This window comes from Rhizobium sp. P40RR-XXII, assembly GCF_012641405.1.
Taxonomy (GTDB): Bacteria; Pseudomonadota; Alphaproteobacteria; order Rhizobiales; family Rhizobiaceae; genus Rhizobium.
Genome location: NZ_JABAII010000017.1, coordinates 1 through 16,049 on the forward strand (window position 1 = coordinate 1; position 16,049 = coordinate 16,049).

At 56.5% G+C, this 16,049-nt stretch carries 16 protein-coding genes; 8 read left to right on the forward strand and 8 right to left on the reverse strand.

The window, feature by feature from the left end:
* Both HGP16_RS25905 and HGP16_RS25910 read left to right on the forward strand, forming a co-directional pair.
* The coding region (locus tag HGP16_RS25905; RefSeq protein WP_168842840.1) for a cytochrome c-type biogenesis protein at positions 1-244 on the forward strand (244 nt) is incomplete at its 5' end.
* Positions 245-318: 74 nt separating this feature from the next.
* Complete coding sequence (locus HGP16_RS25910) at positions 319-1,005, forward strand: CBS domain-containing protein (RefSeq protein WP_168842841.1); 687 nt, start codon at positions 319-321, stop codon at positions 1,003-1,005.
* Between the two features lie 155 nt (positions 1,006-1,160).
* Here the strand turns inward: HGP16_RS25910 and HGP16_RS25915 are convergent, their stop codons facing one another.
* Genes HGP16_RS25915 through HGP16_RS25925 form a run of 3 tightly spaced genes read right to left on the reverse strand, consistent with a single transcriptional unit; the run spans position 1,161 to position 2,644 of the window.
* Positions 1,161-1,721 (reverse strand): DsbE family thiol:disulfide interchange protein, encoded by a 561-nt coding sequence (locus tag HGP16_RS25915; RefSeq protein ID WP_168842842.1) that lies wholly within the window; start codon positions 1,719-1,721, stop codon positions 1,161-1,163.
* Position 1,722: 1 nt separating this feature from the next.
* Entirely contained in the window at positions 1,723-1,878 is a 156-nt protein-coding gene (gene ccmD / locus HGP16_RS34450; RefSeq protein WP_168842843.1) for a heme exporter protein CcmD, read from the reverse strand.
* A 1-nt stretch (position 1,879) separates the two neighbouring features.
* Complete coding sequence (locus HGP16_RS25925; protein WP_168842844.1) at positions 1,880-2,644, reverse strand: heme ABC transporter permease; 765 nt, start codon at positions 2,642-2,644, stop codon at positions 1,880-1,882.
* Positions 2,645-2,828: 184 nt separating this feature from the next.
* On the opposite strand from HGP16_RS25925, the gene hemA reads away from it, so the two are divergent.
* The 4 genes from hemA to HGP16_RS25945 all read left to right on the forward strand — a co-directional run bounded on the left by hemA (position 2,829) and on the right by HGP16_RS25945 (position 7,473).
* A complete protein-coding gene (hemA, locus tag HGP16_RS25930) occupies positions 2,829-4,040 on the forward strand; it encodes a 5-aminolevulinate synthase (protein WP_168842845.1) in 1,212 nt (403 codons plus the stop codon).
* A gap of 193 nt (positions 4,041-4,233) precedes the next feature.
* Positions 4,234-6,096 (forward strand): ABC transporter transmembrane domain-containing protein, encoded by a 1,863-nt coding sequence (locus HGP16_RS25935; RefSeq protein WP_168842950.1) that lies wholly within the window; start codon positions 4,234-4,236, stop codon positions 6,094-6,096.
* Positions 6,096-7,067, forward strand: coding sequence for a hydroxymethylbilane synthase (hemC, locus tag HGP16_RS25940; protein WP_168842846.1), 972 nt, complete (start codon positions 6,096-6,098; stop codon positions 7,065-7,067). Before HGP16_RS25935 ends, hemC begins: the two co-directional genes overlap by 1 nt.
* Before the next feature lie 22 nt (positions 7,068-7,089).
* Positions 7,090-7,473, forward strand: coding sequence for a hypothetical protein (locus HGP16_RS25945; RefSeq protein ID WP_168842847.1), 384 nt, complete (start codon positions 7,090-7,092; stop codon positions 7,471-7,473).
* A 242-nt stretch (positions 7,474-7,715) separates the two neighbouring features.
* Here the strand turns inward: HGP16_RS25945 and HGP16_RS25950 are convergent, their stop codons facing one another.
* Positions 7,716-9,488 (reverse strand): PAS domain-containing methyl-accepting chemotaxis protein, encoded by a 1,773-nt coding sequence (locus HGP16_RS25950; protein WP_168842848.1) that lies wholly within the window; start codon positions 9,486-9,488, stop codon positions 7,716-7,718.
* Between the two features lie 314 nt (positions 9,489-9,802).
* Between HGP16_RS25950 and HGP16_RS34135 the strand changes: the two genes are divergently transcribed.
* Both HGP16_RS34135 and HGP16_RS34585 read left to right on the forward strand, forming a co-directional pair.
* The gene (locus HGP16_RS34135; protein ID WP_246705588.1) at positions 9,803-10,033 is read left to right on the forward strand and encodes a DUF3391 domain-containing protein; all 231 of its coding nucleotides are present in this window, start codon (positions 9,803-9,805) and stop codon (positions 10,031-10,033) included.
* Complete coding sequence (locus HGP16_RS34585; RefSeq protein WP_312867335.1) at positions 10,009-10,755, forward strand: HD-GYP domain-containing protein; 747 nt, start codon at positions 10,009-10,011, stop codon at positions 10,753-10,755. Before HGP16_RS34135 ends, HGP16_RS34585 begins: the two co-directional genes overlap by 25 nt.
* A gap of 128 nt (positions 10,756-10,883) precedes the next feature.
* Here HGP16_RS34585 and HGP16_RS25960 read toward each other — a convergent pair whose 3' ends face one another.
* The 4 genes from HGP16_RS25960 to HGP16_RS25975 all read right to left on the reverse strand — a co-directional run bounded on the left by HGP16_RS25960 (position 10,884) and on the right by HGP16_RS25975 (position 16,008).
* Positions 10,884-12,380 carry an acetyl-CoA hydrolase/transferase family protein gene (locus HGP16_RS25960; RefSeq protein WP_168842849.1) on the reverse strand — a complete coding sequence of 499 codons (1,497 nt, stop codon included), beginning with the start codon at positions 12,378-12,380 and terminating at the stop codon, positions 10,884-10,886.
* A gap of 139 nt (positions 12,381-12,519) precedes the next feature.
* Positions 12,520-13,503, reverse strand: coding sequence for a zinc-dependent alcohol dehydrogenase family protein (locus tag HGP16_RS25965; protein ID WP_168842850.1), 984 nt, complete (start codon positions 13,501-13,503; stop codon positions 12,520-12,522).
* Positions 13,504-13,521: 18 nt separating this feature from the next.
* Positions 13,522-14,550 (reverse strand): alcohol dehydrogenase AdhP, encoded by a 1,029-nt coding sequence (gene adhP, locus HGP16_RS25970; RefSeq protein ID WP_168842851.1) that lies wholly within the window; start codon positions 14,548-14,550, stop codon positions 13,522-13,524.
* A gap of 66 nt (positions 14,551-14,616) precedes the next feature.
* Positions 14,617-16,008, reverse strand: a complete 1,392-nt coding sequence (locus HGP16_RS25975) for an NAD-dependent succinate-semialdehyde dehydrogenase (protein WP_168842852.1) — start codon at positions 16,006-16,008, stop codon at positions 14,617-14,619.
* Between the last annotated feature and the right edge of the window lie 41 nt (positions 16,009-16,049).

Below are 16,049 nucleotides of genomic sequence, written 5' to 3' on the forward strand. Positions count from 1 at the left end.
CGGCGATACGGATCGGCAGGTGCTCGACTATATCGTTTCCCGCTATGGCGAGTTCGTGCTGCTCAAGCCGCGCTTGAGCGAAAAGACCTACATACTCTGGGGGGCGCCGATCGCGCTCTTCGTTGTGGGCGGATTGGCCTTGGTCGTCTACGCCCGCCGCCGCGCCGGCAAGCCCACCGGCAAGCCTCTGAGCGACGAGGAAGAGGCGCGGCTTGCCGAGCTGCTCAATCCGCCTGATTCTTGACTAGGATCAAAGCGCCCTTGGAAACGCTGCGATACGTTTGATTCGCAATAACCCCGATATGCGAGGCAGATGACATGCAGGCGAAGGACATTATGACCAGAGATGTAATCTCGATCAGCTCTGCGGTCGGCATTCGCCATGCGGTAGCGCTCATGCTGCAGAACAATGTCAGCGGTCTTCCCGTCATCGATGATCAGGGACTGGTATGCGGGGTGCTCACGGAAGGCGATCTTCTGCTTCGTCGGGAAATTCGTCCTCCTCAACGATCTTTCCGCTCTGCCGAAGTGATATCAGAGATCGACCTCGAACGTTACATCGCCAGCAATGGTTGGTCGGTGGCGGACATGATGTCCCAGGACGTAATTGTTGCTCGGCCGGACAGCGAGATTTCGGATATTGCCGAGAGCCTGCAAGCTCATCGAATCAAACGGGTCCCCATTGTTGAGAATGGGAAGCTAGTGGGAATCGTCAGCCGCCGCGACATCCTTGCGATGATACTTAACGCCCCGGCAGAGACGCTTCCTCGTGAGGATGAATCCATAAAACTGGCGGTAAGCACAAGGCTCCGATCCGACCTTGGCCTCACGCCACAGAAGGTGACGGTAATCGTCAACAACGGCCAGGTTACCCTTGAAGGCAATGTGGAATCTGACCTGAAGCGAAAGGCGGTGCGCAGTCTTGTCGAAAGTCTGGGCGTCAGCGGCTACAAGGATCGTCTAAATGTTACCGAGACCGTCATCGAACCGTCGAGCTTCTCCTGAGCCTTTCGCTTCAGGTCAGATTCCGCATTGTTCTGAGTTATGTTTTCTGCCGAAGGGGGGGGCGCGGCGACATGGTCTCCGGTCTCCACCAACTCCCTTTCAGAACCGTGAAGTAGATGGGGAGGCCAGGGGCTTGCTGTGAAGCAGCGCTGCACTCAGTTTGAAGCTAGCATTTTCCGTAGCATTGGCTGGATCTTCATCGAGAGCGCCAACTCGTCCAGTGGGCCGACCTGTTTCAAAACGATCCTTCCAGTTTTGTCGAGGATGAACGTTTCCGGCACTCCGTAGACGCCCCAGTCAATCGAGGCGCGACCATCGAGATCTGATCCTATCGCGGAGAACGGATTCCCGTTCGTCTTCAGGAAGGCCTTGGCGTTCTCGGGGGCATCTTTATAGTTAATGCCGACCACCGAGATTCCGGAATCCTCAGCCAGTTTCATGAGATAGGGGTGCTCTTGTCGACAAGGCACGCACCATGATGCGAAGACGTTGACCACAGTCACCTTGCCCTTGACGATGCTTTCGTCGAGGCCGTTCGACGAAAGCCCACCGATGGAGGGCAGATCGAGGAAGGGATGCGGCTGCCCGATGAGCGCGGATGGAATCGCGGCTGGCGAGTATTCACCGGTGGTTTCGCGATAGAGCGTACTCGCAACGGCGCCGGCGAAGCCTAGGAAGGCGAGGAGTGGCATCCCCGCGAGCAGCTGGCGATACATCCTAACGATCGCTTCTCATCCGCGCGACACGTACCGGCATGAGCGCCTCGACGCGACGACGATATGTTCGGCCAGCGAGCCAAATCCTGGCTGTAGCTGCGGACATGACCAAGAACGTGATTGCGTATGCTGAGTAGACGTAAAATTGATGATTCATTTCAATTCTCCAGGTACGCTGCGGTCCTTGCGGCCATTCTGTCGTGAGAGATTAACTTTCTGCGCCAGATTTCGTTTCGGATCGACGCGACATAGAGGGTCGCGAAAAGGGTAGAGAAAGCCAGCGCCATCAGAAGAAGTGGCCGGAGAAACTCGATGTCGAGAGCCGGGCCGCTCAATTTGAGCACGCTCGCCGGCTGATGCAGCGTATTCCACCAGTTCACAGAGAATTTGATAATAGGAATGTTTACGAAGCCGACGATGATCAGCACCGCGGTCACCCGGGCTGCGCGGGTGGGATCGTCGATTGCCCTGTTGATCGCCAGAATACCGAGATAGAGGATGAGAAGGATGAACATCGACGTAAGCCGCGCGTCCCAAACCCACCAAGTGCCCCACATCGGCTTGCCCCAGATCGCCCCGGTGACGAGCGATACGAATGTGAACGCTGCGCCAAGCGGAGCCGCGACACGGACCGCGACGTCGGCCAGCGGATGCCTCCAGACGATCGAGCCGATGGCGCTTCCGGTCATCACGCAATAACAGAGCATCGCAATCCACGCCGAGGGGACGTGGACGTACATAATCCTGACCGTTTCCCCCTGCTGGTAATCGCTGTCCGTGCCGAAGCTGAGCCAGAGGCCGCCGACCAGCAAAAGGGCCGTCAATGCACCAAGCGACGGTAGAACCCGCTCGGCGAACTCAAGAAACCGTGACGGCTGTGCGAGGGTTGTAAGCAATTTTGCAAAGCTGGGAAGGGTGATCATGCGGCCGTTTTACCGTGCCCCGCGTTGCGAGTGATTGATCCAGGTCAAAGATTGCCAGAGACGCGACACGACTACTGCCAGCCGAAGTGAAGACGATTGGCACCACTCGAATTCCAACTTGACGAAAGTCAAATACCGCTCAAAGTATCTCGGATACACCTTCGGGAAATCGAAGGAGCAGATAATGGATTTCGAAGCATTTTTTAAGGGCGAGCTGGAAGGTCTTCACAAGGAAGGCCGCTACCGGATCTTCGCAGATCTGGAACGCCGCCGTGGCAATTTCCCGCGCGCAATCCAGCATACGGCCAATGGCCCCCAGGAAGTGACCGTCTGGTGCTCCAACGACTATCTCGGCATGGGCCAGCATCCGAAAGTGATCGAGGCGATGAAAGAGGCCATCGATCACTGTGGCGCGGGTGCGGGAGGCACCCGGAATATTTCTGGCACCAACCACTACCATGTCCTGCTCGAGCAGGAGCTTGCCGATCTGCACGGCAAGGAATCGGCGCTGATCTTCACGTCGGGCTATATCTCCAACTGGGCGACGCTCGGCACGCTCGGCGCGCGCATCCCCGGCCTCATCATCTTCTCGGATGCGCTCAACCATGCATCGATGATCGAAGGCATTCGCTATGCGAAGTGCGACAAGGTCATCTGGAAGCATAACGACCTGCACGATCTCGAAGCCAAGCTGAAGGCGGCCGATCCCAAGGCGCCGAAGCTGATTGCCTTCGAATCCGTCTATTCGATGGATGGCGACATCGCCCCCATCAAGGAAATCTGCGACCTCGCCGACAAGTATGGCGCGATGACCTATCTCGACGAAGTGCATGCTGTCGGCATGTACGGCCCGCGCGGCGGCGGCATTGCCGAGCGCGAAGGGTTGATGGATCGCCTGACCGTCATCGAAGGCACGCTCGGCAAGGCCTTCGGCGTCATGGGCGGCTATATCGCTGCTTCCTCCGCGCTCTGTGATTTCATCCGGTCGTTTGCCTCCGGCTTCATCTTCACCACCTCGCTGCCCCCGGCTCTGGCCGCGGGCGCTGTCGCTTCTATCCAGCATCTGAAGGTCAGCCAGTTCGAACGCATGCGCCATCAGGATCGCGTGCGCAAGCTGCGTGCCCAGCTCGATGCGGCCGGTATTCCGCACATGCCGAACCCGAGCCATGTCGTGCCGGTCATGGTCGGCGATGCTGCCAAGTGCAAGTGGATTTCGGATCTGCTGCTCGACGCCGGCGTCTATGTCCAGCCGATCAACTATCCCACCGTGCCGAAGAAGACCGAGCGCCTGCGCATCACGCCGACGCCGCTGCATTCGGATGGCGATATCGAGCAGCTGGTCGGTGCGCTGCATGCGCTGTGGTCGCGCTGTGCGCTGGCGCGGGCCGCCGCCTGAAGGCGAATTAAGAGTGTGGCGTTCGGCGTCATTCGATTGCGGAAAAGATGCTTTTCCAATCCTTTCATGCCTTTCGTATGTTCGCGCTGATGTGAGCAACCCTGTCCGACAACAAATTGATCGTCATCAAAGACGAAAGCGCCGTGTGAAGACAGAAAAGGCGTAAATTTCTAAACAGGAGCTCAAGGCCTTGATGATCGCAAGCCACGACCGTCCAGCAGAATCGACCGATGGTATGTCCCTTGTCTCTGACGTCAGGGGTCGTAAATCCAAACGTGCAACTCGTTCGCTCGCAGGCCTGGGGCGACTTATTCCTTTCCTGCGCCCGCATGGTTGGCTCGTAGGCGGAGCTATCTCTTCCTTGACCGCCGCGGCACTGATCTCTCTCGCTTTGCCGACCGCCGTGCGAAGCATGATCGATCATGGCTTCAGCCGCTCGGACGGCGCCTTTATGGATCGCTATTTTCTGATGCTGATCGCGATGGCCGTCGCTCTCGCTATCGCCAGTGCTTGCCGCTACTACTTCGTCGCGGCTCTTGGAGAAAGACTAGTCAGCGACCTTCGGCTTTCCGCCTTTGGGAGAGTGGTACACCTTCCGGCAAGCTTTTTCGACGTGAATCGCGCCGGAGAAATTTCGACCCGGTTAATCGCAGATACGGCACAAATCAAATCGGCAGTCAGTTTGGCGGCCTCAGTAGCACTTCGCAACTCCATCCTGTGCGTTGGTGCACTCGTAATGATGTTCATAACAAGCCCCAGGCTCTCTTCGATAACGATCGGAGCGATTCCGCTCATCGTGATCCCGCTTGTCGTATTCGGTCGCTCAGTTCGCCAAAAATCTCGCTCCGCACAGGACGCCTTGGCCGAGGCGTCCGCCTTCGCGAACGAAATCATCTTAGGGAGTCGCACGATCCAAGCTTTCAATGCAGAGGACACCGCCAAGCGCAGATATCTCCGCGATATTGAGGCTTCCTATGCCAGGTCAGCGATCGCCGCCCGATCGAGAGCTTTACTGACTGCCTTTGCAATCGCACTCATATTCACAAGCGTCGTGGGGGTTCTTTGGATTGGTGCACAGAACCTCATGTCAGGTGCGATGTCGCCCGGCAGCTTGAGCCAGTTTCTTCTTTATCTGGTGATCGCCGCAAGTTCGCTCGGATCACTTTCGGAAGTTTGGGGTGAGCTCGCACAAGCGGCCGGGGCTGCCGGACGGCTCTTCGAACTGATGGACGAGAAAGAGGATGATCGGTCGGCTGCAAAGGGAATGGGACGGTTAGCATTGCCGGTCTCAGGCTCTGTCGAGTTCAGCGGTGTGCGGTTTGCTTATCCTGGTAGCCCCGAACGAGAGGTGCTTAAGGGCTTGTCAATGCGCGTGGCACCCGGCGAAACGGTGGCGGTCGTCGGACCGTCAGGTTCCGGCAAGAGCACCCTGTTCTCGATTCTGCTTGGATTTTACCAGGTGAAATCGGGGCAGATATCGCTTGATGGGCGTGAAATTGCGAGTTTGTCGCCAGAGGAAGTTCGCCGTCAGGTCGCCATTGTCCCGCAGGACGTTACGATTTTTGCAACGTCGATCAGCGAGAATATTGCGCTTGGCCGACCAGATGCAACTGCCGAAGAAATTCAGGGCGCAGCTTCAAAGGCACAGGCAGATGCCTTCATATCGGCCCTTCCGAAGGCGTACGAGACGGTCTTGGGCGAGCGAGGGCTTACACTTTCGGGTGGCCAGCGCCAGAGACTTGCGATCGCAAGAGCGGTGCTGAAGGACGCTCCGATCCTCCTTCTCGACGAAGCCACCGCGTCCCTCGACGCCGAAAGCGAGATGCTCGTGCAAAGTGGGCTTGAGAGCCTGATGGAAAACCGGACCACGATCGTGATTGCCCATCGGCTCGCAACGGTATTGAAGGCAGATCGGATTCTAGTGATGGACGAGGGCAGGATCGTTGAGGAAGGAACCCACGCGAGTCTTGTTCGTCAGGGCGGGATCTATGCCAGGCTCGCCGAACTGCAGTTCACCGCTCCGGTTTCGCCTTCCCTTGCAAGGGACGCGGCCTAATGACCGTCCGCGTTCGCTTATCAGGCGCAAAGCCAATTAAGATCGGCACGCGGGCAAGCCCTCTTGCGCGCGCCCAAGCCTCTGAGGTTGCCGCGCGCCTGGCCGCCTGTCACGGGCTGCCCCCCGAAGCCTTTATCATCGTATCACTGACGACGAAGGGTGATCAGCTGAGGGAGCAGCCGCTTCCTGACATCGGTGTAAAGGGCCTCTTCACGCAAGAACTGGAGGAGCGGCTGTTATCCGGAGAGATCGACCTTGCGGTGCACTCCTGCAAGGATGTTGCTACGGTGCTTCCGCGAGGCCTCCATATAAGCGCCTGTCTGCCTAGAGAAGACGTGCGGGACGCCTTCATTTCCCGGACTGGCTGTCGGCTTTGGGAGCTGCCGCCCGGCGCGGTGGTGGGCACATCTTCAATACGAAGACAGGCCTTGCTTGCGTTACACCGACCGGATCTCGTCGTCGTGCCGTTTCGTGGTCTGGTCGGGACAAGACTGCAAAAGCTGGAAAGTGGCGTCGTTGACGCCACTTTGCTCGCCCAAGCGGGTCTCAACAGGCTTGGACTGGGGCAATTGGCAACGGAGATCCTCAATCTCAGCGACTTTCCGCCAGCGCCCGCTCAAGGTGCCATATGTATTGAAAGCTCGGTTGCAAACAGTCTGGTAACCGAACTGGTATCCGTTCTTGATCATGAGGCCACTGCAGATGCGGTGCGCTGCGAGCGGTCTTTTCTTCGCTCCCTCGACGGCTCTTGCCGCACGCCGATAGCTGCGCATGCAACCTGTCACGGCAGCGAACTGGTGCTGTGTGGAATGACAATCGAACCGGATGGAAGTCATCAAAGAACGGTTGTTTTCAGGGGGCGCCGATCGGCGGCCGAGGCGGTCGGCGGTTCGGCGGCTAGACTTCTGATTTCGAACGAAGCAGTTTCGTTGCGGTCGAGAACAGGGGTGGTGGGCTTATCGCGATCGTAGCATTGTTTACGATGCCTGGCAGATGCGGCGCGAAAAGCTTCTCAGGCTCTCTCCGCCAGTGGACTTTGAACAGTGGGATGTTGTCGCGGGAAAGACTGCATTCTCAGGCGGCGCGGGTCAGCTATTCGTAGCTGGTACGCCGCATTGCCATGAAAGACAGCAAAGCTACTCAGCAGCGCTTCCTTTTCTTCCACGCCAAAGCCAATGCCATGCGCGTCCGGCGCTAAAGCTGAGCGAACGGGACAAGCCATTTTCGTTATTTCTTCTTCTCTTGATCGTGATGCCACTTGATGGCGAAGAACATGCCAGTGCCCAACACGAGAAGCTTGAGCGGAAGGAAGACTATAGGGAACCAATCCCACATTTTGATTATTTCCAGGCTACTACCCGACACTATCTGTCGTGAGGAGCACTATCGCAAAACTGCTGCATACAACATCGGCCATGTTGACGCAGAAGAGAGCATGACATTCCAATCACACGGCAATCGGCCTGCGCGATGTTTCCGGACAGATTGTTTAACAACGCTGGTGCCCACTTCTGGCTGCCAATGCCGTTTCGTTATCGGTTGGCGGTCTTTGCGCCATATAAATCCGCTTTTTCGTAGCCATTACGCAATATGGTTCGTCAAGGCGAACCAGCTAATTTCTATGCGCTTTGTTTTGCTGGTGTGGCGATTGATTTCAGTCTGACAAAGTCCGCCTGCGGGCGGGCATGCATTTTGTTTGTAGGCTTGAGCGGCCATTGATCCGCTGTGCCCGCTGTAGAGGTTCCCACATCGCCGTCATATTGGAACTGCGCGAGCAGTTCGAACAAAGCCGTCGCTTCTCGGGCAAGACTGTGGCTGGCGGCCGTCTGCTCCTCCACCATGGCCGCGTTTTGCTGCGTACCTTGATCAACTGTATTGACGGCCTGGCTGATTTCTGCGAGCGCCGTCGATTGTTCACGCGCGCCCTCTACGATGGCTGCTACATTGGTATCGATCTCCTGGACTTGGGTGGCTATCTCCTGAAGGGCCGATCCGGCATTGGTGACAAGGGCGACACCATTGGCGACCTGTGCGCCGGAGGCAGTGATCAGAGTTTTAATTTCCTTTGCTGCCTTCGCCGATCTTTGGGCGAGTTCGCGAACCTCTTGAGCCACAACGGCAAACCCTTTGCCGGCGTCGCCGGCTCTTGCCGCTTCAACGCCCGCGTTCAGCGCCAGGAGGTTCGTCTGAAATGCGATTTCATCGATGACACCGATTATGTTCGAGATCTCGCGTGACGATGCTTCGATTTGGTCCATGGCACCGATTGCATTTCGGACGATCTCACCCGAATGCTCGGCATGTTTTCGCGCTTCTACAACAAGCCCACCGGCGTCTCCGGCACGACGGCTGGAATCCTTGACTGCTCTCGTGATTTCCTCGAGCGCGGCCGCCGTTTGCTCAATGGAGGCTGCCTGCTGTTCGGTGCGCTTGGCGAGATCGTCGGCTGCCGCCCTTATTTGGTTTGAGCCAGATGAGATGGCATGTGCGTTATCTGCAACGGTACTCATGGCTTGGCTGAGCTTATCGCATGCGCCGTTAAAATCGCCGCGAAGCCGTTCAAGTGAGGGGATGAAGGGTTTTGCGATCGCCTGCGAAAGATTGCCTTCAGCAAGATTGGTAAGGCATTCGGCCAGTTGGTCGACGTTCTCAACCCGCGCGGTCACGTCTGTCGCGAACTTGACAATCTTGAACACCTTCCCGTTGAGGTCGAAAATCGGGTTGTAGGAAGCCTGGATGAAAACCTTGCGGCCGCCCTTTCCAATTCGCATGAATTCATCTGCAACCAACCCGCCGCTGGAAAGCGTCGCCCAGAAGTCTCGATATGCGCTCGACGTCGTATAGGACGGGTCGCAAAACATCGAATGATGTCTGCCTTGGATCTCCGTAAGCGAATAGCCAAGGGCGGTGAGGAAGTTTTGGTTGGCGGTCAGGACTTCTCCGGAGGGCGTAAATTCAATGAGAGCTTGCGCGCGTGATAGGGCTTCGATCTTGCCGGCATCTTCCGCCGCCTTCAATTTTTGCCCGGTGATATCCGTTGCGATCTTGACCACCCTGACGGGCTTACCGCGACGAAGAACGGGATTGTAGGAGGCCTCGATCCAGACTTCCTTGCCGCCCTTGCCGATGCGTTTATATTGCTGTTGATCGAAGGCTCCCGTGGCAAGCTTTGTCCAGAATGCCTTATAGTCCGGCGAGGCCACGTAAGCCGGTTCAACGAACATGCTATGGTGTTTTCCCACAATCTCCGGAAGATTGTAGCCGAGGGTCCTGCAGAAGTTTTCATTGGCGGTGAGAATTTTGCCGGAAAGATCAAACTCGATCATGGCCTGAGATTTGGAAATAGCGGCAAGAACAGATATAGCATTTGCGCCGCGATTAAGAATATGCATTGGGGTCTCCCAGAAAATGCGCGTTCGACGCAAATTGATTCGAAAATAATACTGGCGCACTTCGATTAATTAATTGCAAATGCACTATCTCCCAGTATGAGCAATGGCTTTCGAAAGGTGGAGCGCTTCAGCTAGTTTGGCAGCATCTGCGTTCATATAGTGATTGTATTTGGAAGTGCTATCCTGCAACTACAGGTCATTTGTCCGCACTGGCCTTGTCTGTGGCCGGTGTTGACCCAAATCACCGAGATTGGATACGGAGCATTTACCCCAGGCTGTGTCTGTCCAATCTAATGCAACTCACGGAATTCATAGTGAAAAAGAGGATCCGTCTCCATCAGATCAGCGCGGGAATGTTCGTTCAGGAACTAGAACTGGCTGAGAATGAACCTTCCGGCATGGCGGGCGGCTTTTATATTTCTTCTCCAGCCGACGTGGACCGGCTCATGCGAAGCCAGCGCTTAGCGTCGTCATTGGTTGCGACATCGGTGCCGACCTTATCGCGGGCAATAGCTGGGATGTGGAACGATATGATGCGCACCTAAAATCGCAATTCACCGCAGAGAAGGTTGGATTCGCCCGAGAGACAATCAAAGAAACGCAGCCGGATATTCGCAACGTTTTGAACCAAGCACGTTTGCGGCGCATTTTCCAACTCGAGGCCGCGAACAGCGTCGTGGAGCAAATCATGGCGGAAGCCGTGACCAATGCCGGTGCGTTGATTGGAGTCGCGAAGCTAAAGGATAAGGACGAAGGAACATTTCTTCACTCTCTGGCCGTAAGCGCATTGATGATCATCTTCGCTCGGAGCCTGGGCCTGAAAGAAGAAAGTGTTCGCCTTTTTGGCTCAGGAGGATTGATCCATGATATCGGAAAGATAACGCTCCCGATCGAAGTGTTGCAAAAATCGGGTGCGCTTACGAGTGAAGAGCTTACGATCATGCGGATGCATCCAGTGCAAGGCTACCGCATGATTGCGTCGATTCCAGGTATACCGAAAGCAATTTTGGATATTTGTCTCCATCACCACGAGAAGTTTGATGGTACTGGCTATCCACATAACCTTGGCGGAAATGATATTCCGTACGTGGCGCGGATCGCGGCAATTTGTGACGTATACGACGCCCTTTCAACGATACGGGCGTATAAGCGTGCTTGGTCTCAAGCAGAAGTAATTGATGCAATGCTCAGCTCAAGAGGTCATTTTGATCCGGAACCCCTAAAGGCATTCGTATCAAGAATGATCATCGGCGATGTTATCCGATAACGTGTCTGTCGCTTTACTCCGATCCGCATAAAACCGCCGCTCGATAAATGTGAACCACAAGTCTGCTGCTATTTTATCTCGGAATGGCAGGCCCGGCACTATCGTTGGACCGACGGGTCTTGCGGTAGTCAAATATCTGATTTCATGCTTCCGCTCGCCCGTTGTCTCAGGTGCCAGGAGAAAGCTTCTTCAAGAAGGTGCGGTGTATGGCCTTCACGGGCGGTCGCACGCCGGAAATAGTCCAGCAATGCTTCGCGGTAGTCCGGGTGAACGCATTGGGCGATGATCAACTCGGCTCGCTCGCGCGGCGCAAGCTCACGAAGATCAGCAAGTCCGTTCTCCGTCACGATGACGTCGACATCATGCTCGGTGTGATCGACATGTGTCACCATTGGAACTACGGAAGAAATGGAGCCACCCTTTGCCATCGACTTCGTAACAAAGATCGACAGGTAGGCGTTGCGCGCGAAATCCCCTGAACCGCCAATTCCGTTCATCATATGGGTGCCGTTGATATGAGTGGAGTTGATATTGCCGTAAATGTCGACCTCCAGCGCTGTATTAATTCCAATCACGCCGAGCCTGCGAATGACTTCCGGATGATTGCTGATCTCCTGCGGTCGCAAAATCAACCGGTCCTTGTATTTGTGAAACTGGCCGAATACCCGTTCGCTGCAGCCTTCCGATAAAGTTATCGACGAGCCCGAAGCAAATACAAGCTTGCCGGCATCGAACAAATCAAAGGTACTATCCTGCAGAACCTCGCTATACATGCGCAGATGATGAAACGGTCCATCAGCAAAGCCCCTCAGCACCGAATTGGCGATCGTGCCGATGCCGGCCTGCAACGGCTGCAGGGTCAGGTCGAGGCGACCGTTTTGGACTTCACCCTCAAGGAAGTGCATGAGATGCTTGGCGATTGCTTGGGTTTCCGCATCCGGAGGCTCGACCGTGGAGAAACTGTCTTTTTCATCAGTGACGACGATTGCAGCTATCTTGCGCGGATCGATCGGCACGTAAGGAAAGCCCACACGGCTATCACAGGCGACAATCGGGATGGGCACACGCGCTGGTCGTTTGGTGGGAATGTAGACGTCGTGCAATCCCTCAAGGATCAATGGCTGGCTGCAATTGATCTCGATGATGACCTTTTTTGCGAGGATTGCAAAGCTGGCGGAATTGCCGATCGATGTGGAGGGCACGATGCAGCCATCCTCGGTAATTGCCGTCGCTTCCACGACTGCGTAGTCGATTGGGCCTAACTGGTTGGAGCGTAGATGCTCGACGGTTTCGGAAAGGTGCTGGTCGATGAACATGACTTCACCGCGGTTGATCGCGGCTCGCAACGTTCTATCCACCTGAAACGGCATCCGACGCTCCAGAATTCCTGCCTCCGTGAGCATCCGGTCGATGTCATGGCCAAGCGACGCGCCGGTAATTAAAGTGATCTTGAATGGGTCTGTTTTTGCTTTTTTGGCCATGGCGATTGGGACGGCTTTCGCATCGCCTGCTCGGGTAAACCCACTCATGCCAATGATCATGCCGTCCTTGATGAGACTGGCGGCCGCTTGCGGCGTGGTGACTTTGTCGAGGAGATCCTTTCGACGGATACGGTTTTCGATCATGGCGGTCTCGTAAGGTGATCAGGATGAGGCGAAACTGCTTTCGGCCCGCGATGGCTTCAATTCAAGCAGGCTACTGGACAGGCGCTATTGACCATTCAATCGTCTGGTAAAGGCCCGATAATAGGCACTCTGCCCTTCTTTAGGGAATGAGCACAGCGGCGCCTTCGAAACGGCCGGCACGCAGGTCAGCGAGCGCTTGATTGGCTTCGCGCAGCGGGTAGGGGTTGGTTTGCGTGACGATGCCGACCTGTGGGGCGAGGGCCAGGAAGTCGGTGGCATCCTGACGAGTTAGATTAGCGACCGAAACGACCTGCCGCTCCTCCCACAACAGCGAATAAGGAAAGCTCGGAATATCGCTCATATGAATGCCGGCGCAGGTAACCCGTCCGCCCTTGCGAACGGCTCTAAGGGCGGTAGGTACCAAGTCGCCAACGGGCGCGAAGATGATCGCAGCGTCGAGCTTCTGCGGCGGCGTCTCGTCAGATCCTCCGGCCCAGACCGCCCCCAGGGTCCGAGCAAATCGCTGAGAAGACGTATCCCCCGGCCTGGTGAAGGCATAGACATCACGCCCCTGCCAACTGGCGACCTGCGCTACGATATGAGCCGCAGCTCCGAAGCCGTAGAAGCCCAATCGCTTGGCATCGCCCGTCATTTTGAGCGAACGCCAGCCGATCAAGCCCGCGCACAGGAGGGGTGCCAGAGCGATATCATCATCGTCCTGCCCGAGCGGAAAAGCAAAGCGTGCGTCGGCGATGATCGATGTCGCATATCCGCCATCACGCGTGTAACCAGTAAACCCCGGAGCGTCGCAGAGGTTTTCGTGATTGTCACGGCAATAGGGGCAGACGCCGCAGGTGTGGCCAAGCCAGGGCACGCCGACACGTTCGCCGATCGCCAGTCCGGTGACACCGAACCCCAGCGCATCGACGCGGCCGACGATCTCGTGTCCCGGAATGATCGGAACACGAGGATTGGGCAGTTCGCCGTCTACCACATGGAGGTCCGTCCGACAAACGCCGCAGGCTGAGATCCTGACGCGGATCTCGCCAGGACCTGGCTCGCGATCCGGCAACTCGGTCCAGACAAGCGGCTCGCCGATTTTGTGAAGCACCATCGCGTGCATCGCAGGACTCCTTTCGTTTTATTTTGCGAAGTCGATGACTACGCGGCCTTGGATGTCCCCCTTATGCATGCGAGCAAAGATATCGTTGATGTTTTCGAGCCTGTCGGTCGCGATCGTCGCTTTGACCTTGCCTTCGCCGGCGAAATCCAGCGCTTCTTGAAGGTCTAGCCGCGTGCCGACGATGGAACCGCGGACGGTCACCCCGTTGAGGACGGTATCGAAGATCGACAGGGGGAAATCGCCGGGAGGAAGCCCGTTGAGGGAGACCGTGCCGCCACGACCGACCATACCAAGGGCCTGTTCGAAGGCTTTGGGAGAAACGGCCGTAACCAGTACGCCCTGGGCGCCTCCCACCTCTTTCTTCACAAAAGCGATCGGGTCGTCCTTGCGGGCATTCACGGCCAGCGACGCACCAAGAGATTTCGCAAGTTCGAGTTTTTCATCATCGATATCGACTGCGATGACGTTGAGACCCATCGCTTTGGCATATTGAACAGCCAAATGCCCCAAACCGCCAATGCCGGAGATCACCACCCAGTCTCCTGGCTTTGTGTCGGTGACCTTCAAGCCCTTGTAGACGGTAACACCCGCGCAAAGAATCGGCGCGATGTCGATGAATGATACATTGTCGGGTAAATGGCCCACATAATTCGGATCGGCAAGGACATATTCGGCAAAGCTCCCGTTGACCGAGTAGCCGGTATTCTGCTGTTCCTCGCAGAGTGTTTCCCAACCGCCCAAGCAATGCTTGCAATGCCCGCAGGCGGTGTAAAGCCATGGGACGCCGACACGGTCGCCTTCCTTGACATGTTTCACGCCAGGACCGACAGCAACAACGTTGCCGACGCCTTCATGACCCGGGATGAACGGAGGTTTGGGTTTCACTGGCCAGTCGCCTTCTGCGGCGTGCAGATCGGTGTGGCAGACGCCTGTCGCAGCAATTTTGACGAGGATCTGGCCGGCACCAGGCGTCGGGATGCTAGCCTCCTCAATAATCAAAGGCTTTCCAAATTCGCGGACGACTGCGGCTTTCATGGTCTTGGCCATTATGGCACTCCTTGGCTTGGCGTTCGTTCATAAAGGGATGCTCAACGAAGCGTCCCTTTTTTGCGTTCAGAAATGCGCGTCGATGTCGACAACATCGATCAGTTTGTGATTGACGAACTCCTTGAGACCGAGCCCGAGAAGCTCGCGACCATAGCCGGAACGACGGATGCCCCCGAACGGCAGGTCTGCCTCGACCTTGGTCGGATGGTTGACGAAGACCATGCCGGTGGAGATGCGCTTCGCGACTTCCACTCCATGGGTCGAATTGGAGGTGAAGACTGAGCCACCAAGGCCGAAGGGGGAATCGTTGGCGATGCGCACGGCATCTTCCTCATCCTTTGCTCGAAACAACATCGAAACCGGACCAAAGAATTCCCAATAGCGTGCGGGGTTGTCTTCTCCGATATCGGTCAGGATCGTCGGTTGAACGAAGGCGCCTCGATTGGGTACCGGCGGCCCGACCTCCTCGGCTCTGGCTCCAAGCTTGACTGCCTCGCGGATTTTGTCTTTCACCTCATCGGCCGCGCCTTTGGAAGACAGCGGCGCCAGAGTTGTCCTGGGATCGAAGGGATCGCCTGCGATAAGGCCGGCTACGCCCGTGCGATATCGATCAAGGAATACATCGTAGACAGGATCAACGATGATCATGCGCTTTGAAGAAACGCAGACCTGACCGCCGTTCCAATGACGTCCGAATACCGCCCATTTGGTGGTCTTTTCGAGATCGGCGTCGGAGAGCACCACGAAGGCATCAGCACCGCCCAGCTCCATTGTGGACTTCTTTAGCGCTTTGCCAGCCTGAGCCGCCACAACAGCGCCTGCACCTTCAGAACCAGTCAGGGCCACACCATGGACGCGGTCGTCATTGATGATCAGCTCGATTTGCGATCGGGTAGCATAGAGGTTCTTGAACGCACCCTTCGGCAAACCGGCCTGTGCCATCAGCCTTTCGAAGGCGGCAGCGCTCTGCGGAACATTGGAGGCATGTTTCAGGAGCAGCGTGTTTCCGGCGGCGAGCTGCGGTGCCAAGATACGCGCGATCTGATAATAGGGAAAGTTCCACGGTTCGATTGCCAGGAGCACCCCGAGCGGTTCGTGAACCAAAATGGCATCGCCCTCGGCCGGATCGAGAACCGGCAGCTTCTCAGGCGTGAGCAAGGCTTCAGCGTGGCGGACATAGTATTCGAGGATTTTTGCAGACAGCTCGACCTCGGCCTTCGCCTCGGAGAACAGCTTGCCCATTTCCAGTGTTAGAAGTTTCGCGTAGGCATCGCTTTCGCGGCGCAGGATGTCTGAGGCATTCTGAAGAATGCGCCCGCGTTCTGCGAACGATGTGCCTCGCCACTTCAGAAATGCCTCATGTGCGCCGGCGATCGCCGCACGAACCTCGGCATCGGTTGCGTCTGGGAAGTTGGCGAGCGTCTCGCCGGTATAAGGGTTGATCGTCTGATAGGCCATTTACCATTCTCCCTTGGAAAAAATAACTTGGATTTGGCCGG

What these genes read in the sequence shown, in the direction of transcription:
- HGP16_RS25960 (WP_168842849.1), bottom strand. Translation starts at nt 12,380, where the DNA reads ATGATCGAAAACCGTATCCGTCGAAAGGATCTCCTCGACAAAGTCACC.
- ccmD (WP_168842843.1), bottom strand. Translation starts at nt 1,878, where the DNA reads ATGAATCATCAATTTTACGTCTACTCAGCATACGCAATCACGTTCTTG.
- HGP16_RS25950 (WP_168842848.1), bottom strand. Translation starts at nt 9,488, where the DNA reads ATGCATATTCTTAATCGCGGCGCAAATGCTATATCTGTTCTTGCCGCT.
- HGP16_RS25965 (WP_168842850.1), bottom strand. Translation starts at nt 13,503, where the DNA reads ATGCACGCGATGGTGCTTCACAAAATCGGCGAGCCGCTTGTCTGGACC.
- HGP16_RS25915 (WP_168842842.1), bottom strand. Translation starts at nt 1,721, where the DNA reads ATGTATCGCCAGCTGCTCGCGGGGATGCCACTCCTCGCCTTCCTAGGC.
- hemC (WP_168842846.1), top strand. Translation starts at nt 6,096, where the DNA reads ATGACCGTCCGCGTTCGCTTATCAGGCGCAAAGCCAATTAAGATCGGC.
- hemA (WP_168842845.1), top strand. Translation starts at nt 2,829, where the DNA reads ATGGATTTCGAAGCATTTTTTAAGGGCGAGCTGGAAGGTCTTCACAAG.
- HGP16_RS25935 (WP_168842950.1), top strand. Translation starts at nt 4,234, where the DNA reads ATGATCGCAAGCCACGACCGTCCAGCAGAATCGACCGATGGTATGTCC.
- HGP16_RS25975 (WP_168842852.1), bottom strand. Translation starts at nt 16,008, where the DNA reads ATGGCCTATCAGACGATCAACCCTTATACCGGCGAGACGCTCGCCAAC.
- adhP (WP_168842851.1), bottom strand. Translation starts at nt 14,550, where the DNA reads ATGGCCAAGACCATGAAAGCCGCAGTCGTCCGCGAATTTGGAAAGCCT.
- HGP16_RS25925 (WP_168842844.1), bottom strand. Translation starts at nt 2,644, where the DNA reads ATGATCACCCTTCCCAGCTTTGCAAAATTGCTTACAACCCTCGCACAG.
- HGP16_RS25910 (WP_168842841.1), top strand. Translation starts at nt 319, where the DNA reads ATGCAGGCGAAGGACATTATGACCAGAGATGTAATCTCGATCAGCTCT.
- HGP16_RS25945 (WP_168842847.1), top strand. Translation starts at nt 7,090, where the DNA reads ATGCGGCGCGAAAAGCTTCTCAGGCTCTCTCCGCCAGTGGACTTTGAA.